Source organism: Methanosalsum zhilinae DSM 4017 (assembly GCF_000217995.1).
GTDB classification, from domain to species: domain Archaea; phylum Halobacteriota; class Methanosarcinia; order Methanosarcinales; family Methanosarcinaceae; genus Methanosalsum; species Methanosalsum zhilinae.
The window spans coordinates 1,965,722-1,992,241 of sequence record NC_015676.1; the positions used below are offsets into that span (position 1 = coordinate 1,965,722).

At 41.3% G+C, this 26,520-nt stretch carries 26 protein-coding genes; 11 read left to right on the forward strand and 15 right to left on the reverse strand.

Annotated elements, in window-relative coordinates; all coding sequences use genetic code 11:
- Positions 1-10 precede the first annotated feature (10 nt).
- Positions 11-1,456 carry a phytoene desaturase family protein gene (locus tag MZHIL_RS09325; protein WP_013899126.1) on the forward strand — a complete coding sequence of 482 codons (1,446 nt, stop codon included), beginning with the start codon at positions 11-13 and terminating at the stop codon, positions 1,454-1,456.
- Here the strand turns inward: MZHIL_RS09325 and MZHIL_RS09330 are convergent.
- From MZHIL_RS09330 to yciH, 5 genes are all read right to left on the reverse strand, one after another.
- Complete coding sequence (locus MZHIL_RS09330) at positions 1,453-2,679, reverse strand: Nre family DNA repair protein (protein ID WP_013899127.1); 1,227 nt, start codon at positions 2,677-2,679, stop codon at positions 1,453-1,455. The genes MZHIL_RS09325 and MZHIL_RS09330 overlap by 4 nt on opposite strands.
- On the reverse strand, positions 2,680-3,039 hold the full coding sequence (locus tag MZHIL_RS09335; RefSeq protein WP_013899128.1) for a transcriptional regulator: 360 nt from the start codon (positions 3,037-3,039) through the stop codon (positions 2,680-2,682).
- A gap of 33 nt (positions 3,040-3,072) precedes the next feature.
- Positions 3,073-3,447, reverse strand: a complete 375-nt coding sequence (gene nifU, locus MZHIL_RS09340) for a Fe-S cluster assembly scaffold protein NifU (protein ID WP_013899129.1) — start codon at positions 3,445-3,447, stop codon at positions 3,073-3,075.
- Between the two features lie 28 nt (positions 3,448-3,475).
- Positions 3,476-4,636, reverse strand: a complete 1,161-nt coding sequence (gene nifS, locus MZHIL_RS09345) for a cysteine desulfurase NifS (protein ID WP_048815568.1) — start codon at positions 4,634-4,636, stop codon at positions 3,476-3,478.
- A gap of 120 nt (positions 4,637-4,756) precedes the next feature.
- Entirely contained in the window at positions 4,757-5,065 is a 309-nt protein-coding gene (gene yciH, locus MZHIL_RS09350; RefSeq protein ID WP_013899131.1) for a stress response translation initiation inhibitor YciH, read from the reverse strand.
- Between the two features lie 76 nt (positions 5,066-5,141).
- On the opposite strand from yciH, the gene MZHIL_RS09355 reads away from it, so the two are divergent.
- Both MZHIL_RS09355 and purL read left to right on the forward strand, forming a co-directional pair.
- The gene (locus MZHIL_RS09355; protein WP_013899132.1) at positions 5,142-5,498 is read left to right on the forward strand and encodes a DUF192 domain-containing protein; all 357 of its coding nucleotides are present in this window, start codon (positions 5,142-5,144) and stop codon (positions 5,496-5,498) included.
- 137 nt (positions 5,499-5,635) lie between these two features.
- Positions 5,636-7,786: a phosphoribosylformylglycinamidine synthase subunit PurL gene (purL, locus tag MZHIL_RS09360; protein WP_013899133.1), complete on the forward strand. Its 2,151-nt coding sequence runs from the start codon at positions 5,636-5,638 to the stop codon at positions 7,784-7,786.
- Positions 7,787-8,031: 245 nt separating this feature from the next.
- Here the strand turns inward: purL and MZHIL_RS09365 are convergent, their stop codons facing one another.
- Positions 8,032-8,223: a TRAM domain-containing protein gene (locus tag MZHIL_RS09365; protein WP_013899134.1), complete on the reverse strand. Its 192-nt coding sequence runs from the start codon at positions 8,221-8,223 to the stop codon at positions 8,032-8,034.
- Between the two features lie 274 nt (positions 8,224-8,497).
- Between MZHIL_RS09365 and MZHIL_RS09370 the strand changes: the two genes are divergently transcribed.
- Both MZHIL_RS09370 and MZHIL_RS09375 read left to right on the forward strand, forming a co-directional pair.
- Positions 8,498-9,154 carry a phosphoribosyltransferase gene (locus MZHIL_RS09370; RefSeq protein ID WP_013899135.1) on the forward strand — a complete coding sequence of 219 codons (657 nt, stop codon included), beginning with the start codon at positions 8,498-8,500 and terminating at the stop codon, positions 9,152-9,154.
- 52 nt (positions 9,155-9,206) lie between these two features.
- Complete coding sequence (locus MZHIL_RS09375) at positions 9,207-9,524, forward strand: cupin domain-containing protein (protein WP_013899136.1); 318 nt, start codon at positions 9,207-9,209, stop codon at positions 9,522-9,524.
- Positions 9,525-9,587: 63 nt separating this feature from the next.
- Here MZHIL_RS09375 and MZHIL_RS09380 read toward each other — a convergent pair whose 3' ends face one another.
- Entirely contained in the window at positions 9,588-10,724 is a 1,137-nt protein-coding gene (locus MZHIL_RS09380; RefSeq protein ID WP_013899137.1) for a class II fructose-bisphosphate aldolase, read from the reverse strand.
- A gap of 158 nt (positions 10,725-10,882) precedes the next feature.
- Positions 10,883-12,082: a signal peptide peptidase SppA gene (gene sppA / locus MZHIL_RS09385; protein ID WP_013899138.1), complete on the reverse strand. Its 1,200-nt coding sequence runs from the start codon at positions 12,080-12,082 to the stop codon at positions 10,883-10,885.
- Between the two features lie 209 nt (positions 12,083-12,291).
- On the opposite strand from sppA, the gene metG reads away from it, so the two are divergent.
- Positions 12,292-14,325 carry a methionine--tRNA ligase gene (metG, locus tag MZHIL_RS09390; protein ID WP_013899139.1) on the forward strand — a complete coding sequence of 678 codons (2,034 nt, stop codon included), beginning with the start codon at positions 12,292-12,294 and terminating at the stop codon, positions 14,323-14,325.
- A 119-nt stretch (positions 14,326-14,444) separates the two neighbouring features.
- On the opposite strand, the gene cyaB is transcribed toward metG, so the two are convergent.
- The 5 genes from cyaB to MZHIL_RS09415 are packed head-to-tail and all read right to left on the reverse strand — an operon-like array spanning position 14,445 to position 18,379.
- Positions 14,445-14,969, reverse strand: a complete 525-nt coding sequence (gene cyaB / locus MZHIL_RS09395; protein ID WP_013899140.1) for a class IV adenylate cyclase — start codon at positions 14,967-14,969, stop codon at positions 14,445-14,447.
- Complete coding sequence (locus MZHIL_RS09400) at positions 14,962-15,372, reverse strand: Zn-ribbon domain-containing OB-fold protein (RefSeq protein WP_013899141.1); 411 nt, start codon at positions 15,370-15,372, stop codon at positions 14,962-14,964. Before MZHIL_RS09400 ends, cyaB begins: the two co-directional genes overlap by 8 nt.
- A gap of 5 nt (positions 15,373-15,377) precedes the next feature.
- On the reverse strand, positions 15,378-16,550 hold the full coding sequence (locus MZHIL_RS09405) for a thiolase domain-containing protein (protein ID WP_013899142.1): 1,173 nt from the start codon (positions 16,548-16,550) through the stop codon (positions 15,378-15,380).
- Positions 16,551-16,562: 12 nt separating this feature from the next.
- Entirely contained in the window at positions 16,563-17,612 is a 1,050-nt protein-coding gene (locus MZHIL_RS09410; protein ID WP_013899143.1) for a hydroxymethylglutaryl-CoA synthase, read from the reverse strand.
- A gap of 26 nt (positions 17,613-17,638) precedes the next feature.
- Positions 17,639-18,379, reverse strand: coding sequence for a helix-turn-helix domain-containing protein (locus MZHIL_RS09415; protein ID WP_013899144.1), 741 nt, complete (start codon positions 18,377-18,379; stop codon positions 17,639-17,641).
- Positions 18,380-18,651: 272 nt separating this feature from the next.
- On the opposite strand from MZHIL_RS09415, the gene MZHIL_RS09420 reads away from it, so the two are divergent.
- From MZHIL_RS09420 to gpmI, 4 genes are all read left to right on the forward strand, one after another.
- On the forward strand, positions 18,652-19,296 hold the full coding sequence (locus MZHIL_RS09420; protein ID WP_172633403.1) for a Dna2/Cas4 domain-containing protein: 645 nt from the start codon (positions 18,652-18,654) through the stop codon (positions 19,294-19,296).
- Between the two features lie 51 nt (positions 19,297-19,347).
- Positions 19,348-21,270 (forward strand): phosphoadenosine phosphosulfate reductase domain-containing protein, encoded by a 1,923-nt coding sequence (locus MZHIL_RS09425; protein WP_013899146.1) that lies wholly within the window; start codon positions 19,348-19,350, stop codon positions 21,268-21,270.
- A gap of 47 nt (positions 21,271-21,317) precedes the next feature.
- Positions 21,318-22,934 carry a bifunctional phosphoribosylaminoimidazolecarboxamide formyltransferase/IMP cyclohydrolase gene (gene purH, locus MZHIL_RS09430; protein ID WP_013899147.1) on the forward strand — a complete coding sequence of 539 codons (1,617 nt, stop codon included), beginning with the start codon at positions 21,318-21,320 and terminating at the stop codon, positions 22,932-22,934.
- Between the two features lie 108 nt (positions 22,935-23,042).
- Positions 23,043-24,611 carry a 2,3-bisphosphoglycerate-independent phosphoglycerate mutase gene (gpmI, locus tag MZHIL_RS09435; protein WP_013899148.1) on the forward strand — a complete coding sequence of 523 codons (1,569 nt, stop codon included), beginning with the start codon at positions 23,043-23,045 and terminating at the stop codon, positions 24,609-24,611.
- A gap of 17 nt (positions 24,612-24,628) precedes the next feature.
- On the opposite strand, the gene fen is transcribed toward gpmI, so the two are convergent.
- Entirely contained in the window at positions 24,629-25,642 is a 1,014-nt protein-coding gene (gene fen, locus MZHIL_RS09440; protein ID WP_013899149.1) for a flap endonuclease-1, read from the reverse strand.
- 59 nt (positions 25,643-25,701) lie between these two features.
- Positions 25,702-25,989, reverse strand: coding sequence for a hypothetical protein (locus MZHIL_RS09445; protein WP_013899150.1), 288 nt, complete (start codon positions 25,987-25,989; stop codon positions 25,702-25,704).
- A 150-nt stretch (positions 25,990-26,139) separates the two neighbouring features.
- Here MZHIL_RS09445 and MZHIL_RS09450 point away from each other — a divergent pair, with 150 nt between their 5' ends.
- Positions 26,140-26,466: a hypothetical protein gene (locus tag MZHIL_RS09450; protein WP_013899151.1), complete on the forward strand. Its 327-nt coding sequence runs from the start codon at positions 26,140-26,142 to the stop codon at positions 26,464-26,466.
- Positions 26,467-26,520: the final 54 nt, after the last annotated feature.

Consider the following 26,520-nt stretch of genomic DNA (forward strand, 5'->3'; position numbering starts at 1 on the left):
GAATTACAAAATGAAATATGACGTGATCATTGTAGGTGCAGGAGTCAGCGGACTGCTCTGTGCACTTACATTGTCAAAACACGGCAACAAAGTACTTGTACTTGAAAAAGGAATGACTATTGGAGGGCAGTGTAACAGCTATAACGTTGATGGGTATCAGGTTGATACAGGCCCCCATGCAATAACCCACCTGGAAGTTGGGCCACTCAAACGACTTATGGACAATTATTTTGATTATGTCCCTGTATTTGAAAACTATGGAAATTATTTTGCCAGAACAGAAAAGAATTTTATGGTTGTCCCCTCCAACCTGAAAGAATTCATTACATTTGATGCACTTCCAAAACGGGACCGTCTGATAATTGCTCAGGGAATCACAAAGGCACTTACACTTTCCACATTTGGAATGGACCTCTCAAAGCAATCAGTTTATGATACACTTCCTAAAACTTTATCTAATGATACCTGTGACTTTGTCAATGCTATCTGCTATTTTCTTTCGGGAAAATCAATGAAGGAGACATCTGTTCACAGGATATTGACAGGAAGTGCCTTTGTCAGGGACAGTATCACACAGGAACAGTTTGAAATGGATATGGGTAAATTTGAGAGAAAGCAGACAGAATCTATACTCCAGTCACTCATACCCTCAAATCTTCACAAACCATTGCACAGCCGTATGAGTACTTTCTCTGTTCCACTGACATCTTTTGGAAGACTGGCAACCAACCAGGCCAGCTGTTCCCAGGGATATCCAAGACAGGGTCTAAAGGCATTGCTTAACACCATACTCCAGTCACTGCCAGATAGCGTGGAGATAATGACTGAGAACAGGGTGAACAGAATTATTACAGAGAATGGAAAGGCAATAGGTGTGGAAGCAGATGATACCTACCATTCAAATATGGTAATTCATACCGGCTTTGCAAAGCACCTCCCGAAAATGACAGAACAGCTACCTGCATCCTATATACAGGAGCTTGATGAAATCGATCAAACAAAAAGCCTTACCATCTGGCTTGGACTGGATCAGGTTATGGAAGAGTTCAGCTACATTGGTTCAGAGATCTGGTTTAAGGATTTCCCATACTGGGCAATGCCTATCAGTAACTATGATTCATCCCTTGCACCAAAGGGAAAGCAGCTTGTAGGATTTGCATTTATAATTGACAGCAATAATTCTGAAAAGGCTGAGATTGAAAAAGCATACAATACTATATACAGAGCAGTACCTGGTATTGAAAAACACATAGAAATGAAACATGAACAGATTGGAGTCCCTGAAAAAGGTGCGGTTACCATTAATGGAAAATTCGCAAATGTCAGGACACCTATAAAAAACCTGTATCTTGCAGGAACAGATACTGATAACCGAAGCATGGGTATTACAAGGGCAGCCTATTCAGTTATAGAACTGCTAAAAGCAGTAAAAGAAGACGGAAATTTGAACAATTAAATAAAATGGTCAAGTGTGCGCTGACATTTAATCTCATCCAGTAATTTTGCCTCTGGCCGCCACCTGGACTCATGTGTTTCAAGACGCATAGACATGCATTTCAGGGCTTCTTCAATTGATGAAAAATGTTCTGGATCTCTGTTAAGCGCTCTGCGAACACCTTCCCTGACCACCCAGACTCCAAGCGGAGCCCAGTATTGCGGTCTAATCTCCCGTACAATAAATATTGAGGCCTGTCTGTGTATACTAAATAGATATTCAAGCGCTGCCAGTCTTGCAGAGTAATACCCTCCTGCCAGAGTTGAATATCCCTTTTTTCCCGAAACTGTTTCATGATCTGATCCAACCCATATTTCATCTCCTGACCAGACAGCTCTGGGCATCCATGCCTCAATGAGTTCAAAGGAATATGTTCTGGGAATAAGCAAAACTTCAAAATAATTACCGAATAGTTCACCTGAGAAAAGAGTAAAATCAGATATCTGAGGATAGTCCCTGATCTTTTCAATCAGTTTTTTTCCAGCCATGTCGTCGACTGCTGTTATCGACCATCTGGTGGGTACCAGACGCCTCTGTTTACCAAGCAGCCCAATTGAAAGCAGATGTGTTATATGATGGACAGGTATGTTACCTGAATACAGTTCACTGACTGCATCTTCTGCACTTGCATCGGTGTCATAGGCAAGGTAATCAACTTTTCTTGGTACTGAAGGATTGTCCACAACGTCCAGTTTCTCAATAATACCTGAAGGACCCATCGGAGTTAGAACATCATCAAAATGCATATCCCGGGATGGTGACCTGGAAAACCATGCTTCAGTATCAACAGGGTTCTTTGAAAGAGCGATCTCCTGAGATTTTAGAAGAAGAGGATTTTTATGGACTGACTTACCGGCATCTGTGACATTTAAACAGGTGTTTGCCCTGATAAGCCGGGTACGTGAAGCTATAACATTCCTGATATCAAGATCACACAGTTGCCGGGGATCATCAAAACTGATAGCATCCACGCCTCTGATCTCAGGTGGGATCATGGGGCCTGCCTGTACGTCAGGATATCCATATCTTCCAACAAAAACCGCAGGAGGAGATGCACCGAAAATAGATTTATTGTCTTTGAAAACCGAAGAAATTGATTCTATATCACTGATCTTTTCCACAATAGGACATAAAGGTCTGCCACAAAGACCTTTTCCCTTGCACTTTATACATCTATGTGACAATTATTCACTGTCCCCGCACATTACACAGCCATACTCTTCAAGAACACCTTTTTTGTATAGCCAGCCTGATTTCTGTACAAACTTACATACATGACACATACCAGTTACCTTCTCTTTTTCAGAGATACCTTCCATCAGCCTTGAAGCAAGCTTTGATATTTCCTTCTGCGTTTCCTCAGAGAAGCCTATATCAGCCCCTCTCTTTTCACTCATATACTGAGAAACGGCTGCTCTTGACAGTCCAAGCATTTCAGCAACCCTTTGCTGGTTACATCCATAATCCATGATCAGAGAACGGGTCAGTTCCACCCTGATAGCAGGCAGAATCTTTTGTACCATGATCTCACATGATGTTTTCATCGAAAAATCCTCTAATAGTATTTACACCTGCAGCTATTGATCCTTATTCTTCTTAAGATAATCTTCAATGGCAGCATGCAGGCCATCTGCTGCAAGATTTGAACAGTGCATTTTTACAGGAGGCAGGCCTTCAAGTTCATCTGCAACTTCATCACGTGTAATCCTGAGAGCCTCTTCTATAGTTTTACCTTTTGCCATCTCGGTTATCATACTGGAGGTCGCAATTGCAGCTCCACATCCAAATGTTTTAAACTTTACGTCCTCCAGAATATCGTCCTTTACCTTGATGTAGATAGTCATCATATCTCCACATGCCGGATTTCCTACTTCACCTACACCATCTGCATCCTCTATCTCTCCAACATTGCGTGGATTTTTGAAATGATCCATTACTTTTTTACTGTACATATTATCATCCTCATTGTTTCAGATCCAATTATTTTCGAGCAAGAGGTGACATTCCACGAAGCTTTGTAACAATGTCCACAAGCAGCTCTACCACAAAGTCAACATCCTCCATTGTATTGTTCTTGCCCATTGAAAAACGCAGAGATCCATGTGAATCCTCTGGTTTAAGGCCGATAGCCTTTAAGACATGTGAAGCTTCAAGTGATTTGGATGAACATGCAGATCCTGTGGAAACTGCCACACCCTCCATATCAAGCATCAGTACCATGGATTCTCCTTCAACAAAACTGAACCTTATGTTGGCTATATTTGGAAGACATTGGGTGGGATGTCCGTTAAGATAGAGATCATCAATTCTCTCCTCAAGTTTGTTGATCAGGGAATTTCTCAAATTGAGAATATATTTTGAGTTCTTATCAAGGTTCTCAACAGCCATTGAAAGAGCCTCTGCAAAACCGACAATTCCTGCAATATTCTCAGTTCCTGAGCGAAGACCTCTTTCATGTCCTCCTCCATGCAATAATGGCTCTAATTTAGTGCCTTTTCTAATATACAGTGCACCAACACCCTTTGGTCCATGGATTTTGTGAGAGGACATTGAAAGCATGTCAACTCCCAGATCATCAACATTGACCGGGATCTTACCCACGGATTGCACTGCATCGGTATGCAAATATATACCCTTCTCTTTTGCAATTTTGCTTATCTGGGAAATCGGTTCAAGAGTACCTATTTCATTGTTTGCATGCATTACAGTTATCAGTATCGTGTCCTCACGGAGCGAATTTCTAAGCTCATCCATATCAATGATACCATATTCATCCACCGGTACATAGGTTATTTCAAACCCTTTTTTTTCCAGATACTTGCAGGTGTTAAGAACTGCTGGATGCTCGATCTGGGACGTAATTATATGTTTCCCTTTTTCAGAGTTCCTGTAAGCAATTCCTTTTATTGCAAGATTATCAGACTCGGTTCCCCCAGAAGTAAATACAATCTCTTCAGGCTTTGCACCAATTGAATCTGCCAATATCCGGCGGGAATTTTCGAGAGCTTCTGCGGCTTCTGTACCAAAGGAATGAAGGCTTGAAGGATTGCCATACTTTTCAGTAAAATAAGGGAGCATGGCATCCAGCACCTGAGGATCAACACCTGTTGTTGCTGCATGATCCATATAAATTCGTTTCATAATTATCAGGTTAAAATAGATGCTCCTTTCGATAAATAGATATCTGTTCTGGCAGATTTATTTATCATATTAGAAAAGTCAAAACAAAATTAGATGTTCTTAAGTCGCATATTCATTAATTTAATTTTTAATCTGATCCGGTGAAAAGCCCTTCTTGACCAGAACCTCTTTCATTCTGCTAAGGTGATTTCCCTGCAATTCAATGGCATTACCCTTAACAGTTCCCCCGCATGCAAATTTTGATTTCAAGTAAGTAGAAAGTTCATGGAGATCAATTTCATTAGCATCGAAGCCCTCAACAACTGTGACTTCCTTTCCATATCTTCTTCTATTTACTTTAACTATAATTCTCTGTTGTTCCTTTGCCACTTCCTCGCAGATGCACAGCTCTTCTGGCAATCCACAAACGTGACACATCTCTGAACTCATCTTCTGATTTTTCCTCCGATTATTTCATGACTGTACCGTTGTTTATAAATTACAACAGTGTATAGAGTAATCAACAATGATATTAAAAGCTAATGGTGAATGCATTGCATCGGACGTGGAATTTGCAGAAAGTTACTTTCAACAGATAAAGGGGTTGATGTTTAGAAAACAGCTACCTATGGAATCAGCTCTCATATTTGTAATGGATAAAGCTAAAACAATATCAATACATATGCTTTTTGTAAACTTTCCCATTGATGTCCTGTTTCTTGATGAAAACAAAAATATCCTGAAAATATCCACTCTCAGACCATGGACAGGATTTGCCTGGTCCCGTGATACCAGATACATTATAGAAATGAATGCAGGCATGGCTTCAAAAAGCAGCCTGAAAGCCGGTGAAAAACTATCCTTCAGGAGTGGGACTGATTAAGCGATCAATATTAATATTACATAACCAGTTTTGTGAAAGTTTATTATACAATCTAATATTATGCGAAGATACTATCAGTCAATTATCTGCCAATATACCAGAAATATTATTTTACACGAATAACTTGAGGAACTAGGATGTTACCTGAACAGGATCTTAAAATAATTACACAGAAGATGGGAAGAGAACCGAATCTGGTTGAACAGGGTTGCTTTATAAATCTATGGAGCGAGCACTGTTCCTATCGTTCAAGTGCACCGCTTCTTAGAACTTTCACCACATCCGGAAACAATGTAATAATAGGTCCCGGGGACGATGCAGCCATTGTAAGATTTGATGATGAAAGGGTAATAGCAATTGGAATGGAAAGCCACAATCATCCATCATATGTAGACCCCTACAACGGTGCAGCAACCGGTGTTGGAGGAATTGTCAGAGATATTGTATCAATGGGTGCAAGACCCATAGCGCTCATGGATCCCTTATACTTTGGCACACTTGATATCCCAAAAAACCTCTATCTTTTTGAACATATCATTGAAGGGATTGCAGGTTATGGAAACTGTATAGGAGTGCCTGTTGTCAGAGGAGAAGCCTTCTTTGATGAATCCTACAGTGGAAATCCGCTGGTAAATGTTGTATGTATTGGCCTTGCCAATAAGGACAATGTTGTCACTGCAGATGCAAAAGAAGCAGGCAATAAGCTGGTTCTGGTAGGTGCTGCTACAGGCAGGGATGGACTTGGTGGAGCTTCCTTTGCATCCAGAGACCTCTCCCATGATGCAGAAGCAAGTGAAAGACCAAGTATCCAGATAGGAGACCCCTATACAGAAAAACTTCTCATAGAAGCAACTCTCGAATGTATCAATAAAGGATATGTAGCAGCTTGCAGAGACCTGGGTGCTGCAGGACTTGCAGGTGCCAGCTCCGAGATGGGATCAAAGGGAGATCTTGGAATATACATAATTGCAGATAATGTGATCCAGCGTGAGAGTAACATGACACCCTATGAGATACTTATAGCCGAATCTCAGGAACGTATGCTTATGGAGGTTAAACCTGAAAATGTGGATAGGGTATTGGAGATTGCTGACAAGTATGATCTCAACTCAAGTGTTATCGGGGAAATCACATCCGATGAAAAATATAAGGTAGAATTTGAAGGAAAGGTTGTAGCTGACATCCCTATAAAACTGCTAACTGAAGGTGCACCTACCTTTGAAAGACCTGCACAGAAGCCAGAAATAAGAGATGAAGGGGACAGGCCAGAAATACCAGAGGATCTGAAAAAAATCATTCTGGAGATTGTTTCCTCGCATACAATGGCATCCAAACAATGGATATATCGCCAATACGATCATGAAGTCCAGATCAGAACGCTGGTAAAGCCCGGTGATGATGCATCCGTCCTGAATATAGGAGAGAAAGGACTTGTCCTTTCCTGCGGATGCAATCCTATTCATACACTGCTTGATCCATACAGAGGCGGATTGGGTACAGTAGTGGAAAATGCAATGAATATTGCAGTAAAAGGTGCAAAGGGCCTTGCAATTGTGGACTGCCTCAACTTTGGAAATCCTGAAAAACCGGAGATATACTGGCAGTTCAAACAGGCCATACTGGGACTGGGCGATGCTGCCCGGATGCTATCTATTCCTGTAGTTGGAGGAAATGTATCCCTTTACAATCAGAGTGAAGAATATAATACTTCAGTTGCACCTACCCCATCGATTGGGATCGTAGGAATTACAGAGAATGTTGATAGTCTGCCAGGATCAGGTTTCAATGCTCCTGGTGATTCCATAATACTTATTGGAGAGACTGCCGATGAAATGGGTGGTTGTGAATATTATCGACTTCTGGACATCAAGGACAGAGGACGTGTCCCTTCAGTACCGGAAAACATCAATGATATTATAGAAGGAATCATTGAAATAGTGCAAAAAGACTCAATCAGTTCATCACATGACATATCATCCGGCGGGCTTGCAGTTGCACTGTGTGAAATGTGCAGTCATATGGGTGCATCCATTGAACTTGACAATATCAATCAGGCTATCCGGCTTGATGAGATACTGTTCTCAGAATCTCATGGCCGTGCAATTGTAACCTCATCAAGGCCTGAAACTGTTACAGAGATCCTAGAATCGAAAGGAATACCCTGTACTATTATAGGTACAGTAGGCGGAGATTGCCTGAACATCATGCACAAAAATACAACTATCAGACTCGCCCTTGATGAGATCACTGATGCCAGAAACAGTCTCACAAAACTTATGACTCAATAACAGCCTGATCATGGATCAGGCCAGTTCTCATTTTTTAGACTGGCGCGGAAAATATTTTAATTGATGTTTCTGGAAATAATTTTCTGATCTTTAGAATTACCGCAAAATATCAGGATCCTGAGTAGGGACATAAAAGAACGTCATCAAACTAGCGTTATAAAATAATTACAAAATAGTTTTTGGTGAGGATAAAGATCCTGCACCTTAATGTGAATTAAAAAAGTTAAAGGAAAGTTACAAAATAATTATACAACTTCTCCAAAAGCAAACTTTCGCATCACTCTATTAACCTTGATATTGACAGTATCTCCAACTTCGGTATCTGGAACAAAAATTACAAATCCCTGTACACGAGCAATACCGTCGCCTTCTTTTGCAATATCTTCAATCGTTACTTCATATTCTTTTCCAGCTTCTACTGGAGCAGATGGCTTCATATCTCCAAACAAACAATACACGTCCTTAATATAGTATATTCTGCCAGATCATCTACTGTATTGGCAAAAAACTGCAAAAATGGAAACCATACATGCTGTTAATATATACCAAAATAGTATCAAACCTTAGCAGACATTAGTATGAATTAATATTATATAAGATTTACTCATGATTTGAGCGAATAATCACAAATTACACCCTCCGAGGAAATGTTCTTCAATTGGATATTTATATAACTTATCAAAAACAATTTCAGATAGGGAGATGGGAAATATGCGGATATTTAAGAACAGAGTCCATGCAGGGCAGGTGCTTTCTGAGAAACTTTCAGAATATGGCGAAAACAAAGATGTAATTATTCTTGCACTTCCCAGAGGAGGTGTGCCTGTAGCTTTTGAAGTTTCCAGAAAAATTGGAGTGGAAATGGATCTGTTACTGGTTCGGAAACTGGGAGTTCCGGGAAATGAAGAACTTGCAATGGGTGCAATTGCTTCAGGCAATATCAGAGTACTCAATGAAGACATAATCAAATCTTTGCATATCCCGGATAAGAAGATCGATCAGGTAACTGATTCTGAGAAAAGGGAACTTGACCGGAGAAATAATATATATCGTGCAAACCGGCCAATCCCTGATCTAAGGAACAGAACAGTTATACTGATAGATGATGGGCTGGCAACCGGTGCAACCATGAGAGCAGCTGCTGAAGCTGTCAGAACAAAAGGACCATCGCAGATAATAGTTGCAGTTCCTACATGTTCTCCTGATGCATACAATTCTTTGGAAGATGTAGCAGATGAGATTATCTGCGCCATAAGTCCAGAGCCCTTCTTTGGTGTAGGTAGGTGGTACGAAGATTTCAGACAGGTCAGTGATGAAGAGGTCTGCGATATAATGGATAAAGTATTTAGTAGTTCTGTAAATAATTAACCTGCAGAACATTAACGTATCAAGCAACCAAAATATATCATGGTGAGGTAAAATGACCAGTAAAGAAGGATATTCAAAGAATCTCAATGAGATCATGCAGTTTCCTGAAGAAGGAATATTCAGCACAGTACTTGCAAAATCAGATAATTCGAACTATACACTAATGTGCCTTTCATCAGGCACAGATATCGAGACCCATACTTCAACCAGAAGCGGTACAGTATATGTATTGAAGGGGACCGGTACATTCAGACTATATGATGAAGACATTCAGCTTGAGCCCGGTGTGTTCATATATATGCCCGCCAATGCCCCCCATTCCATCAGAGCCCATGAAGATCTGGCAGTACTTATATCACTTACCGACTGATGAAAAATATCTCTGGCCATCCCATATAAAGAGATGGCAAATATTTTTTTTCTTTTACCATAATCAAAGATTCTTGCGGACGTGCTCAGCCATACCCGCTGCTTTGAATGCCTTTAAGAACACAAGGGTATCTGCATACGCCCGTGATTCAACAGCTCTTATGGTATCGTCACCTACAGAATAAATCCTGTCAAAGAATTCCTTTATAGCATATTTGCTGTACTTGCCAAAAATCTCATTTTCAGATTTATCAGGGTATTTCTCACTGAAGTTTTCAATGGTCCAGTCCCATATATCACCATAGAGCTGTGGTTCAAACACCTTTAATACATCCCATACAAGATTCAGATAAAAGGTACCCACATTCCCCTTAATAATATCACCATGCGGGAAATGGTTATGGATCATCTCTATTGGAGTGCCGGTTATACCATGCTGGGCAATTCTTACATTCAGATTATTGTCCCTTAGTGCCCTGGCAACTGCCATGGTCTGTGGAATATCAATGGAAACCTGCTCAATGAGATGCCCATATTCATCATATGTATTACCATGTGCACTTCCATTTGCAATCGCCAGAACCTGAGGATAGACACCGTTCTCATTCAATGCTTTTATGAATGTCACTGCTTCCTCTGGCTGTGTCAGAACCCTGCCATATTCGTCCTCTCTGCCGATCTCGCCAACTTCAACTTCAAGACCATAATCCCTATCTTCCATCTGTTCATCAATGAACCTGGCCACCTTTGTGGTTGCCTCAATATTATCCTTAAGTTCCTCACGAAGATTTCCACCACGGAAATTGAACAGATGTGATGCATCAATAGCAAAAGATGTATATCCTGCATCAATCTGAGCCTTTACAAGCTTTTTGATAGATTCGATTTCCTCATCCGTACCTTTTTTAATACCAATGTGGTCTGCATGCAGAGACCATATATCAATACCAATCTCCTCAGCTGATTCATAAGCCCTCTTTGAAAACTCAGAAGGAGTAAAGCCAGTATAGCCACCTTCAAGATTACACTCAGACTTTGCAAGTTCCAGTATAATAGGTGCATCCATGTCCTTTGCAGCTTTTAGTATACCCTTATTTAGCAGAGATATACGGGGATTTATCGCAAGTATAATGGTCTCTTTATCCATCAGGCTCTCAAACAATAATGAGCCGGGTTTTGCTTTATAATTTGTATCAGTCATTTGTCTGCCTCCACCATCTAAAATCTGATATCCATTCTCATTTAATGTTCATAACAATTTCTCTTAATGCAGAATACCTATGTTCTGAACCACACTAAAGAGGTATACAGCTATTTCAGATCACACGTCCACCAATCTTGAATATTACATTGAATATCTCATGCAATAAGTTTACCAAACCTGCTTTCTTCCATAGGATCAAAAGCCATCGTATCTGCGAATTCTAGTTCATTTACATGTTGCTGGTTCTCAGAACCAAACAGCAGTCTGGAGAGTGTAGGACGGTTTATGTAAACCACCTGATAATCATTCTCAATACCTCCCAGCTCAGCAGCCTTCTCAATGGCATCATATAGGTTTCCAAAATCATCGATAAGTCCAAGTTCCTTTGCAGCATGTCCGGTATATATTCTCCCATCTGCCAGATCTTTAACCTCGCTGCGACTCATGTCACGTCCATGTGCAACCTCATCTACAAAGTGATCGAACAGTTCCATCACAACACGGTCTGCATATTCTTTTTCTGCATCGGTCAGTTCCCTCCAGGGCACACCCATATCCTTGAACTCACCGGATTTTGCAACATGGAAATCTATGCCCTCATCCTCATAAAATGATGAAAGGTCCTGAAATACCCACATAACACCAATGGCTCCTGTAACTGTTGAAGGATTTGCCATAATATAATCTGTTGATGCTGAGATATAATACGCTGCGCTGGCTGCAGAATCACCCATCGATACCACCACAGGAATACCTTTGTCCTGAACTTTTGAGATTTCTCTTACTATCTCCTCAGATGCTGCAGGGGATCCACCAGGACTGTTTATTCTAAGGACTATGGCCTTTACACTATCATCAGCTGTAGCTCTTTGGAGACTTTCAGAAATTTCTTCTGATGCTGCGACCCCCATTCCTGAAGGAACATTTCCTGTTACCATAGTTCCCTGAACATAGATCACACCGACCTTGTCCCTTCCAGAGTATATGCCTCCGTCAAGCGAATAAAAAATAATAGCAAGAGAGGCACCAATGACAATCAGGAGGGCAAGTATCACGCTCAGACATTTGATCCGCCCACCTTTATTGCTGCAGCCAGGCGCATTTTCATTTACCGTATTCTTAATAGGGATTTCAGAAGAAGATAAATGATCAGAGGTGGAAGATAAAACACTATCCTCTGTATATTCTTCTGATGACTTTGTATCATCATTTAGCCTGGAATCAGTTTCATGCATTCCATCACGAAATGATGATTCCAGGTCGTTATCAGATACTGGATGATCTGTTCCATCAGAACGATCTGATATTTTCAACTCATCTTTATTTTTATAATCTGAATCATCCTCAAAACTCATTTAATACCTCATTGCTAACTAAGCAGAGCATTTCAAAATTTCTATTTCAATATAGTAAACCCTATTATTTACCCATATCGATTAATACAATGATATGTATATTTTTCACCAGTTCTAACTGCAAAGCAGCGAAATATATTTTAAAACTGCATACCATGCATAAATCCATAAGTTCATTGATCGATCATATCACATTAAGGAGATAAAATATGCCAAAATTTCCATCAGATAAACCTGTACTGGTCACATGCGGACTTCCATATGCCAACGGGAAAGCACATATAGGTCATCTCAGGACCTATGTCCCGGCAGATATCTATGTCCGTTCTCTGAAGAAAACAGGCCAGGAAGTAACCTTTGTTTGTGGTTCTGACACACATGGGACACCTGTAGTACTGAATGCAGAAAAACTGGGGATCAGCCCAAAAGAACTTGTTGAAAAGTATCACACACATTTTGATCAGATATTCAAAGATATGAATGTATATTTCGATGCATTCGGTACCACAGATGATCCGGAAAACCATAATCGTACCCATGAGATCTTGAATACTCTTATTGACCGTGACTATGTATACCCTAAGGTCATTGAGATCGCATACTGTCCTGAATGTGGACGTTTCCTGCCAGACCGGTATGTTGAGGGAATGTGTCCGCACTGTGGAGAAAGATCAAGAGGTGACGAATGTGATCAGGGATGTGGAAAACATCTTGAACCTGGAGAACTGCTTGAACCCCTCTGTACCATCTGCGGAGGAGAGGCCCAGTACCGTGAGCAGGAACACTATTTTTTCAAACTTTCAGGATTTAGTGACTTCCTTGAGACATACCTCAATAAGCTTGAAGGAACAATCAATGCAAGAAACTATGCCCTGGGTTGGGTAAATAAGAGACTCGATGACTGGTGTATCAGCAGAACGCTTGAATGGGGCGTTCCATTTCCAGGACGCGATGATCTGGTAGTATATGTATGGGTTGATGCCCCTATTGGGTATATAGCATTTACAGAGGAGTGGGCAAATAAGAACAATGAAGACTGGAAAAAATTCTGGAAAGGTGATTCTCGCATAATTCATTTTATCGGAGGAGATATCATCTACCACCACTGCATCTTCTGGCCGTCCATGTTAAAGGGTGCAGGATACACTCTTCCCTGGTCGGTTGTTGCATCCGGGATGCTCAAGATAGAAGGCAAGACATTCTCAAAGAGCCGTGGATATGTAGTATGGGTCGATGAAGATTATCTGGAACATGGATTCCACCCTGACCTTCTGAGATATTATCTTGCAAGCTATACATCACATACAAAGGAACTCAACTTTTCATGGGATATTTTCCAGGAAAAAATAAACACAGAACTGGTAGGCGTACTTGGAAATTTTGTATACAGAACACTACTTTTTGCCCATAAGAACTTTGGACAGATCCCACCAGGAGATATCGACAGAGAAGTGACTGATCAAATACAGAATGTAATTGATAATTACAGAGAAGCAATTGATGAATATGAGTTCAAAAGAGCAGCAGATACTGCAATGTCACTTGCATCTTACGGAAACACCTATTTCCAGGCAAAAGAGCCCTGGAAGCTCATAAAAAGTGATAAAGAGGCATGTGGAAAGGTAATAGCCAACTGTATTCAGATAGTTAAAGCTCTGGCAATTCTTTTTGAACCAATCCTCCCGGAAAAAATGGAATCTGCATACAGCCAGCTTGGACTGGAAGGAGATATACATGCAATGCAATACAGTCAGGCAACTGTAAAAATAGAGGCAGGCACACCTCTTCCTAAACCATCTCTTCTTTTTGAAAAGATAGAGGATGAAAAGATAGAAAAGATGGAAAAGATATCAAACCAGAGAATTAAAACAGCCACCGGAGCAGAGGAGAGCAAAAATATGAAGAAAGAAACAGCTTCAAAAGAAGAGATTACCTTTGATGATTTTTCAAAGCTTGACCTCAGGATAGGTAAAATTATTTCAGCAGAGGACATACCAAAGTCTGAAAAGCTACTAAAACTCAAAGTAAATATCGGAGAAGATGAACCACGGCAGGTTGTTGCAGGAATAAAGAAAAACCATGATCCAGAAAATTTGATTGGAAAAGAGATTGTGGTCCTTACAAACCTCAAGCCTGTAAAGCTTTGCGGGGTTGAATCTGCAGGAATGATACTTGCTGCAGGTGATGATGCAGTTCTGCTGCAACCTGAAAAAGATATTGGGCCTGGAAAGAGGGTCGGATAAAGGGAGCCATTAAAGAAAATACCCGAATAAACTGCAATCAGTGTTTCAGCATTCAGATCCTGCAGATTCATTTACAGGAATAATTCTAAAACTGATTGCAGCACAATTTATTAAAGAGATTAGTTCTGGATTTCCAGAAGCATTTCAAGGTATGATCTCTGGATGGAATCTGAGGATGATGCTCCAAGTAGTTCCACAAGTTCAAAGATTTTTTTCCGATAATAATCAATATTGAGATCTGACATGATCTCAATTTCCATAAACTCTCCAAGACCCTCTACAGAGTCAAGAGAAACAGTAAAACCATTACATTCAAATATCTGACGAACCTTCCTGACATTCCCTGATTCTGTAAAACCCAGTAATTCAAGAATGTTTTGCATATCAGACATAATAACAGGAGTTTCTATTTCCTCCCGTGTCTTGGATATGGCATCCATTTTCTTTCCTTTATATGTCAGATATGACCTGCCATTGCATTCACGTAGGCGAAGTGCTTCATCGGTCATGGAAAAATCGCGGTGTGGAGCATTGTAATATATGTCATTGTGATGCTCCTTTCTCTCAAAACTGGCACCAATCTCATCCAGCAGAGGAATTACCGCTTCATGATCAATCCGGACCTTAACCTCTATTTCAATCATGTTTCAGGGGCTGTACAGGTACAAATTTGGTTCCATAATAGATCATTCCCTTCTCTCCGCCATCGCCCAGTTTTCTAAAGACCGGTCTCACACGCATCCCCATGTGTATCTGAGAAGGATCATTACATACTATCTGGGTAGTAAGCCTTGCACCTTCATCCAGTTTCACAATAGCAAGCACATAGGGAGTCTGGTGTTCAAATCCTTCGGCTGCAGTACGAATAACTGTAAATGATACGATTTCACCATTTCCAGTGAATTTATAGGACTCAATCTTTCCATCGCGTCTGCATGTGGGACACATGTTGCGCGGAGGATAGAAATATTCATTGCAGTTACTGCAGTGCGTTCCAATCAGATTGTACCTCTGAATCTGTTTTCTCCAGAATCTTGCTACAGACATTAATCTCACCTCTCCCTCGATAATATATGCACAACCGCGGTTGCACCTGAACCTCCCACATTATGGGTAAGCCCGGTATTAGCTCTCTGAACTTGTCGCTTTCCTGCCTCACCTCTTAGCTGGTGAACAATCTCTACCGCCTGTTTTATACCTGTCGCACCAACAGGATGACCACATGATTTCAAACCACCGGAGGTATTTACCGGAACCTTACCACCAATAGCAGTTTCCCCATCCTCTGTGAAACGACCTCCTTCTCCCTTCTCTACGAATCCAAGATCTTCTATTGCACATATCTCAGCAATCGTAAAGCAGTCATGAAGTTCAACAACATCAATATCAGATGGTCCAAGATTTGCCATCTCATAAGCCCTCTTTGCAGCAGCGACCGTTGCATCAAGTGTAGTAATATCACGCCTGTCATGGAGAGAAATTGTATCACTTGCCTGAGCACTGGCCTTAATATATACAGGGGTATCAGTATATTTATGCGCCACATCTGCAGGTGCAAGCACCAGTGAAGATGCACCATCTGTGATTGGGGAGCAGTCCAGTATGTGAAGAGGATCAGCAACCATTATAGAACTTAGAACATCCTCTACAGTTATCTTTTTTCTGTACTGGGATATAGGATTCATTAATCCATATGAATGATTCTTCACAGCAACTTCTGCCATCTGTTCTGATGTGGTGCCATACATATGCATGTGCATTCTTGCGATCATGGCATACAGTCCCGGGAATGTGGCTCCCATAATACCTTCCCATTCACGATCAGAAGCTGCTGCAAGTGCTGCAGAAGCCACTGAAGATGATACATCGGTCATTTTTTCAACACCTGCAGCAACCACAATATCCTGATATCCTGATGCTACACCAAATATTGCCTGCCTGAGGGCAAGACCGCCTGATGCACAGGCCGCCTCCACACGGGTCGAGGGTACATGCAGGTTCTTGGCCAGTCCGGAGTAATCTGCTATAAGGGCACCGATATGTTCCTGTTCTACAAACTGCCCACCACTCATATTTCCTACATAAAGGCCGTCTATCTCCTCTCCGGAAACACCTGCATCCTCCAGAGATCCAACACCTGCCTCAACAAATATATCCCTGAAAGAATTGTCCCACATTTCACCAAATTTTGTGTTTTTTATTCCAATTATTGCAACGTCTCTCATTTTCAGCACCCCTCATGCACGCTTTAATTTCTCCTTATGCTTGGCATATATGGCATAATCAATATAGATCGGATCCTCCAGCATCTCCTCAACTGTCTGCGCTTGGTTCCTGACCTCTTCAATCCTGTCTGTTACTCTGAAACTGAACGCATCCGCCCCTGCTCCTGAGCCAAAGGCAGTGGCGAATATTCTATCCCCTGGTTCTGCCTGATCAAGTGTAGCTGCAATTCCCATAAGACAGGAGCCTGAATAGGTATTACCAAGCCTTGGAACCACAAGCCCAGGTTTGATCTGTTCCTTGCTAAAGCCCAGCATCTTTGCAACCCTTGTAGGGAACTTGCCGTTTGGCTGGTGGAACACAGCATAATCATACTCTTTTGGATCTGTGTCCAGTCTCTTTAGAAGACCTTCTGCTGCTTTTGTAACATGCTTGAAATAGCCGGGTTCACCAGTAAACCGTCCACCATGTTCAGGATATGGCATTCCTTCTCTTCTCCAGAAATCTGGAGTATCAGTACTGAAAGAATAGGTATCTTCAATAACAGCAACCATTTCAGAATCTTTGCTTCCTATAAGAAAAGCAACCCCTCCTGCAGCTGCTGTATACTCCAGTGCATCACCCGGTGCTCCCTGTGATACATCTGCACCAATTGCAAGTCCAAGATCAATATTTCCTGATGCTACAAGACCCATGCATGCCTGAACAGCGGCAGTTCCTGCCTTACATGCAAATTCAAAGTCTGCTGCCGTCAGATCAGGGGTAGCACCTACAGCTTCTGCTACAATGGTACTTGTGGGTTTTACTGCATATGGATGACTTTCAGATCCAGTGTATACCGCACCTATTCTGCCAGCATCAAGGCCACCTCTAATTAAAGCAGCCCTTGCAGCCTCAACTGCAATTGTTGCAGCATCTTCATCAATATCAGGTACTGATTTTTCATGTACCATCAATCCGGAAGAAAGACTATCTGCATCATCTCCCCAGACCCGGGCAATTTCTTCTACCTTTATTCGGTATCTTGGAATATAGGCACCATATGAGACTATCCCTGTATTCATTTTTTCACCTGTTATTAATATGCTAATTATTCAATTGTATGGTACTGGCTGTATTTTTTGAGCGTAGTTATGATATCATCTAAATTCATGGTGCTTGCAAGAACCGGTATTCTGTCAATTTCTGCCATTTTTTTGACCATTGGATCAACTTCAGTACCGTTTAGCCCATGAATTACTACTGCACCTGGCTTTAGATTTGTAACCCTTATGGCCACCATTGGAGATTTTCCGGTGGAAACTTTTGTAAATATCATAGCTCTCTCAGTGCTCCAGCCGTAAAGTCTCTGAAATTCATGGGAGGACATCTCAAGGATGGCACGTTTACTGTCAATTACTGTAAATCCATAGAGAGGTTTTTCCATTCCTTTATAAATTATATCAGCCTCAATAAGGTTTGCAAGCCTTGCAAGCTGCATTGGATACGTATATTCGTATGTACCATAAACTGCCTTTGAAGAGGATTCAGTATAAAGCATTCCCTCATATGCATGTATTTTCTGTCCACCGCGTTCTGTTTCAATATTCAGGAGGGCTTCAATGATCTTACTGACAATCAGAGTGCCCGGAGATTTTCTTCTCCCGCTCTCATAGTCACTTATAACAGAAGGCGATACTCCAAGGTAGCCAGAAAGTTCGGTCTGAGCAATTTCAAAGTTTAATCTCCATTTTTTCAGTGCCTCTCCTGGCTTTTCAGAGAGGGTAATTTCACCTGCCATCTTTTCAGCCAGTTTTTTGCGAATATTATCGTAGGATGTACCTTCAGCCATGATCAAACAAATAAAAAGCATTGATACATATATATTTAACGAATTGACGTTCGTTAATTGACGACTCTATTTACTTTATCAAAAATTTATTATTTAATGAAAAATAATACATACAGATGATGCTGCAAATAAAAGTATCAGATATTGTAACATACCTTATATGTCCTCGTCGAGTATACTTTCATTATAGAGAACGTGAATCACTGAATTTAAATATTAAATATATTGAAAACCTGCTTCTCAAAGAACTTTCAATTCGTTACCATGAGGTGTTGAAACGCGATTCGTTAAAAGACGATGATCTGTACCCTCTGCTCAAATCAAGGTATCTTCATCTATGTGAAGAATTTGATCTCATTTATCCCGAGGTTCTTAAAAAGACCGATGAGGAAACAATCTGTAGTTCAAAAAACAACATAGAGTCCTGCATCGAAAATATTTGTGCAAATCTCAATGCGCAGCTCACACAATATGGTCCAGAGTTGATGCTTGAATATCTAACTCCGGTCTCTATTGAGCCATATCTATATTCTGACAAAACTGGAATAGCTGGTTCACCGACTATGATAGTTATGGACAGTGATAAGCAGGTCCCTATGGTTATAAAAGGTGGAAAATATCCGGATAATGGCATCTGGAAAAATGATAGAATTCATCTGGCATCACTGGCGATGTTGACAGAAGAAAAATATAGCAACACAGCAGGCACAGGGTTTGTGCTATATTCCAGAGAAGCGGTCATTCGAAAAGCAGGTATCAGAAGTACAGACCGCAGACAGGTATTAAAGATCAGGAACCGGATCAAGAACATAAAGAATGGGATGATGCCTGAAGGAAAGAATAGCGATCTTTGCACAAACTGCATTTATTCAAATCTCTGCAAGTCCAGAAAATCTCTGATGTCGAAATTCTTTTAATATCTGTAGCTACCAACAATTATTTATTGAAAACATTATTGTGACTCTATAATGTCAAGACCTGTATTTCTGGGAAAACTGATGCTCCACTGGTGCCACCAGTGCAACGTACCTGTACTGGATGAAAAATGCAGCAGATGCAGCAGTGAAACCACCCAAGTATCTATTACACCACCTGGTGATATACGTCCTGCTTTTGGATATGATATTTCACTCATAAATGAAATATCAATGGAACAGTTCAATTCACCTCTTATACCTGATGCCCGGCTAGTAGTACTTAACAAAGCTCCCTATGATGACAGAATGGAAGAAATCGTTATCGATGGAGAAGTTATTGCATCAATACGTTTTGAAATAGAGACCCTCAGATGGACCATTCTTCTCAGACAAACGGGAGCAGGAATGATCTTTCAAAACAGGGATGTACATCACCTTAAAAATTGGGTCATGATCGATGATAGTGCAGTCCCGTTCATCTGCAATGGCGCCAGCGTGCTTGCACCCGGAATCATTGACTGTGACAGGAATATTCAAAAGAATGAGGAAGTGGTTGTGGTCACCCGGGACAAGAGAGTTGTCGCTGCTGGACGTACGCGAATGAGTGGAGCTGAAATGATAGAAGCTGATCACGGTGTTGGTGTCAAAACCAGATGGAATGGAGATATCGCCTATCTTCACAAACCAGAAGGTGGGCAGTCCTGGGATGATGCAATTAAAGCAAACCAGAAGGCTCTTGAAAAAGCAGTCCATGATGCGCACAGGTTCATAAAAAACGTAGCTTCAACAACATCCTCAAAACCTGTATGTGTTTCCTATTCAGGAGGTAAGGATAGTCTTGCAGTGATGCAGCTTACAATTGAGTGTATGGATGATTTCAGTATCATCTTTGCAGATACAGGCCTTGAATTTCCAGAAACCATTGAAAATGTACACCGTGTTGCAGAGCATTATGGTAAAGAGCTTATCATAACAGGTGCAGGAGATGCATTCTGGAATGCAATCACTGATTTTGGACCTCCAAGTGTAGAATCCAGATGGTGCTGCAAAGTCTGTAAGCTTGGACCCATCTCCAGGCTGATAGAAGATAATTTCACAGACGGATGTCTTACATTTCTCGGGCAGCGAAAATATGAATCAACTTCAAGGGCCAGAAGTGAGAGAGTATGGAAAAACCCGTGGGTTGTAAATCAGATTGGAGCTGCTCCTATCCAGAATTGGACGGCCCTACACGTATGGCTATACATATTCAGCACAGGTGCACCCTACAATCCCCTCTATGAAAAAGGATACGACAGGATAGGATGCTGGCTGTGCCCCTCATCCTCCTTATCCGAGCTAATAAGGCTAAAAGAGACACACCCTGAGATGGAAAAGAGATTGATGAAACATCTCCATGAATATGCACAGAGCAGAGGATTGTCCCCGGAGTGGGTTGAGCACGGGATGTGGAGATGGCAGCGCCCTCCAAAAAATATTCAAAGGGTTGCAGAGAAAGCAGGAATTGACCTTGTACAAAAGAGCAGGGACCCTGGAGAACTAAGATTCCATATGACCTCAGGTCATCAACCATGCAGGGCAGGCGGGATTTCAGCAGAGGGTGCATTTAGAAACGCGGTGGATATCGAACTTCTTGAAAATAAAGGTATGCTTCGAGCATGTGGAAAGGATTCATACATTGAAGGTGCTGCAATGGTACTTCAAGCTGAGAACAGTGCACAGGTCTTTGCATCCGGGAATATAACGGTCAGAAGCAGCAGTGAAGAAAAGGTTAAAGGGCTTATGCACAGGGTGAAGTATTCAGTCATCAGAGCACTTAAGTGTCATGGGTGCGGGGTCTGCGTAGGTCACTGCAGTAGCAGGGCTATCAGAATAAAAAAGAATACGGCCATAATAACCGGCAACTGCAAACAATGCGGGAAGTGTATAGATGTATGCCCGCTCATTAAGTTCGATCCAGAGAATCACAGTTAAACCAGAACGTTTATAGAGGAGATTTTACAATTACATTTGGTGATTTTTTGGCAAAAAGGGCATTGCTCAGCGTCTCTGATAAAACAGGAATCATAGAACTTGCAGAGGGACTGGCACAGCATGGTATAGAGATTGTTTCAACTGGCGGTACGGCCAATATTCTCAGAAAAGAAGGTATTGAAGTAACCGATGTTTCAGATATTACCGGATTTCCTGAAATGATGGATGGGCGGGTCAAGACACTGCATCCAAAGATACATGGCGGACTTCTGTGCCTCAGGAATAATGCTGTACACATGGAAGAAGCAGTCCGGGAAGATATATCTATGATAGATATTGTAACTGTAAATCTATACCCATTTGAAGAGACCATTTCGAAAAAGGATATAAGTATTAATGATGCTATCGAAAATATAGACATTGGAGGACCCACCCTTATCAGGGCTGCCGCCAAAAATTATCAATCAGTCACGGTCATATGTGATCCTGGTGATTATACAACAGTTCTTGAATCTCTGGAAAATGATGGTGCTGTGCCTGATGATATCCGCAAGATGCTTGCGGTCAAAGCGTTTAGACATACCGCAGATTACGACAGTGCCATTGATACATACCTGAGCAAAAAACTTCTGGGGGAGGATATTCTCAGAATGAAGTTTAACAGCGCAACAGAGCTGCGATATGGGGAGAACTGGCATCAGGAAGCAAAAATATATATTGAGCCCCATCTGGAAGGGCCTTCTGTTGCAAAAGCAAGACAGCTTCACGGCAAAAAACTGTCTTATAACAATTATATTGATGCGGATAATGCCCTGCAGACCGTAAAGGAGATCGAGCCATCAAGACCTGCTGTAGCTATTGTCAAGCATAACAATCCCTGCGGTTTTGCAACCGGAGATTCTCTGGCAGAGGCACTCCAGGCAGCATGGAACGGGGACCCTGTTTCAGGGTTTGGGAGCATAATATGCACAAATCAAACCTTTGATCTGGAAAGTGCAAAGATACTGAAAGGAAGATTTATTGAACTGATACTTGCTCCGGATTTTGAACCTGATGCACTGGAATATCTAAAGGAAAAAAGCGAAAAACTTCGGATACTTGAGCTCCCTGAACTCAATGATGAATTCCAGCAAAACCATACATACAGATATATAACAGGCGGGCTTCTGAAACAATCCCGTAACATAGGCATCTATGAAAAATGGGAATGTGTAACAGACAAGTCATTTCCAGAAGATAAAAGGGATCTTGCAGAGTTTTCCCTTCATGCCTGCAAGTGTATAAAATCCAATGCTGTCAGTATTGCCTATGAGTACAAAAAGGGATGCTTCATGCTTCTGGCAATGGGAGCAGGCCAGCCAAACCGCGTGGATTCCATCAGAAAACTTGCAGCTACCAAGGCAATTGAAAATCTTGAACTGATTTACCAGCGCTCAAAACCCGATGTTTCCTTTGAAAAATATTGCCAGCAGATATTGTCAAACTGTGTAATGGCATCAGATGCATTTTTCCCGTTCGATGACAGTATAGTTCAGGCTGCAGAGAACAATATATACTATATTGTATCCCCGGGAGGTTCCATACGGGATGATGAGGTTATTGCCACTGCCAACCGCCTGGGTGTATCTCTTGTCTTTACCGGCATGAGACACTTCCTTCACTGAGCAATGAACAAAACTGAAGGAACATTTTAATTATACTTTTTCAAATAAATAACAGGATTTCTGTAAAGGCAATCTACAAAAGCAATGAACGATAAATAGCAAATACGTATGACCAGCTCAGAAACCATTACAGAAAACATAAAGCCTCTCTTACTGATGATACTTGATGGATGGGGATATTCAGAAAGACTTCAGGGAAATGCCCTGAAAGCTGCCCATACTCCGAATCTTGACAGATTGATGAAACAGTATCCCCACACCCTGCTGCAGGCATCAGGAGAGGGGGTTGGACTTCCACCCGGGCAGATGGGGAATTCAGAGGTCGGACATCTCAATATTGGTGCAGGGAGGATCGTATACCAGGATCTTACATTGATCAACAAATCCATAGAAAGTGGAGATTTCTATTCAAATCAGACATTCCTTGGTGCAATAGAAAATGTAAAGGAACATGATTCTGCACTTCATCTTATGGGGCTGGTCTCTGATGGAGGAGTACACAGCCATATTAAGCATCTTGAAGCATTGATAGAACTGGCAGACCAGCACAATATTAAAAAATTGTATATCCACCCATTCCTGGATGGGCGTGATGTATCACCAAATGCAGGTATTGACGATATCCAGGCACTGGAAGATTTCTGTGCCAGAAAAGGTACCGGAAAAATTGCAACTGTTATTGGACGCTATTATGCAATGGACCGGGACAGGCGATGGGAGCGTACCGCTCAGGCGTATGATGCACTGACAATTGGGAAGGGGCAGTATTATTCACGAAACGCCACAAAGGCCGTTGAGGAGAGTTATGTTCGCGGGGATACCGATGAATTTGTCAAACCTACCATAATAACTGACAAAAACGACGATCCTGTAGCTACCATCAAAGATAATGATTCTGTGATATTCTTCAATTTCAGACCGGATAGGGCCAGACAGCTTACATATGCATTCCTGAATAAAGATTTTGATGAATTTCGCCGCAAGGTTCATCCACATACATATTTTGTCTGCATGACAGAATACGATAAAAACCTGGAATCCCATGTTGCATTCTCTGTTGAAGATATTCAGGAAGGTCTTGGAGAGACCATAAGCAAACACAATCTCAGACAGCTACGAATCTCTGAAACAGAAAAGTATGCACATGTCACATTTTTCTTCAATGGAGGTGTTGAAAAAAAATACGAAGGAGAAGAAAGGTGTCTGATACCCTCCCCAAAGGTAAGCACATATGATCTAAAACCCGAGATGAGTGCCTATCTGGTTAAAGAGGAAGTTATCAGGAGAATAGAATCCGGTAAATACGACGTTATAATACTCAATTATGCAAATATGGATATGGTTGGCCATACTGGCATATTTGAAGCTGCAGTCTCTGCAGTTGAGGTGGTGGATGAATGTGTGGAAGATACTATTGATGCACTTCTTAATTCAGGTGGATGTGCCATCATTACATCTGATCATGGAAATGTGGAACAGATGCTGGACCCGTCAGGTAACAGAATACACACTGCACATACTGCCAATCCGGTCCCCTTCATTTTCGTGCACAAAGAAAATAAAAACGTGAACCTAACCAAAGGAAAACTTGCAGATATAGCTCCCACAATGCTGGAGATACTTGGAATCAGTAAGCCATCCAGAATGACAGGTATTTCTCTTCTGAAGAAAAAATGACGCTATATTTCCCTGATCTAGAACTGATCAAGGGTTTTCTGCTGAGACCCAGATACTGCAATTATACGCTCCCATGCTTTGGCCACCCTCTCCCTGGAAAAATCATGCTCATTGCATAAAAAATCAATGAGACGGTCATGATCAGGTTTTTGCCAGATAATGTCATAATCATCTGTAACCGGAGGATTCAGGAAAAAATCCCGGATACTTTCAAGGTCATCAATTTCCTTCCCAAGTTTTCTGAGAACAGATTCAATATCTCCATGCTTTTTGACCAGTTCAAGTGCCCTTTTCTGACCAATGTTCTCCAGACCATTGTTATAATCAGTGCCAACACACAGCGCAATATCCACAAGCTGTGGATGGGTTATCCCCATCTGGCCAAGTGAGTGTTCAAGATCAATAACCTCAGGCTTTACATCAACATAAGCATCCTTACCAGGCAGTTTCCTTTTTCCTGTTATTGCAATATTGCGTATAACAAAAGGTGCACCAAACAGAAGGGAGTCATAATCCTGGGAAGCAACATAGTTCGCATCGCCTGATTTAACCATGTGTGCTGCCTGAGCTTCCCCCTCACAGGGCGCCTGTACTACAGGTATGCCCATAATGCTGAGAAGTGTCTTGGAGCTTTCAATCACATACGAATCAAGTTTTACAGACGCCTGTGCATATTTATAGGCTTCTTTTTCAAGGCCTTTTTCCCGTGCTTCATCCCATCGGGAATGCGCGGTTTCCCGGACCTTTCTTCTTTTATCCAGGGTTTTTGATTTAAAATCAGGAGGGGTCCCATCAAATACAAATACAGGACGTATCCCCTCTTCTATGAGGTTTGTGAAACGATACAGTATCCCTGATAGATGAGATGTTACCATTCCACCGGAATCCATCAGTGGCGTCCCATCACGCTGCCTTATGATGCTTAAGAACTGATACAGCGTGTTATGTGCATCAACTGCTACCACCCTGCTGGATAAACTGGATAATTCAATCTCTCTTCTGCTTAGAAGAAGTCCAATGTCAGTGCCCATAATATCTGAAATGACAGCAATTTATATAACAGTTTTTTCCCGGATCTTAGAGGCAAAAATTAAACATCAAGCCTGACGTCAATTACAGAATCTTCGCTTGCATCGATCTTATTGACCTTTAATATGTTCCCCATACAGTTGATAAACTTTGTTTTCGTAATCTGAACCTGGTGACCGTCATCCCTGTTTTTGTTTGTGTGAACTACAAGCAGGTTCTTTCTAGCAGATGTCTTACCACTTTGTGAGAGCAGATTTTTTATTATTTGTTCAAATTCGGAATAAATCAGTATCTCTGAATATTTACCGGCTTTTTTGATAATACCGATTGGTTCTAAATTAATGCGCATGTACGCTCCCCCTCTAGAGTAAAAAATGTTCCATAATTCAATCTCTACAACAAGCTATACATATATGTGTTTCGCTGAATCAGCAGTTCTTAAATAGAATACAGAAGTTGAATAGAATAACCATTTGAAATTAACACACTCTGGATTATTATGAAAAATAGTTCCATAAGTCATGAAGAGATCAAACTTGCAAGACCATGCATCGATGAACCTGACAGGTATATTGCAGAGTCCAGGTTCAGCCATTCATTCATGATGGATACCCTATGCAGCATCCTGAATAAATTGAGTGAAAGCGGGGAAATATCAGGTATTAGATGTTCTGCAAAGCTTGGTGTTGCAAGGTTTGAGTGGCAAGAGAAGACGATACTGCTCTACAGAAACGGCAGAATAGATATCAGAAGAGCTGTCAGTGTAGAAGATGCAGATCATATAATAACAGGTCTTCAGAAGATGATCATACAGGCATTTTCCTGACCAGAACTGAATATTTTTACAAAAAATCCAAATTTTCTGATAAAGTGCATTCAG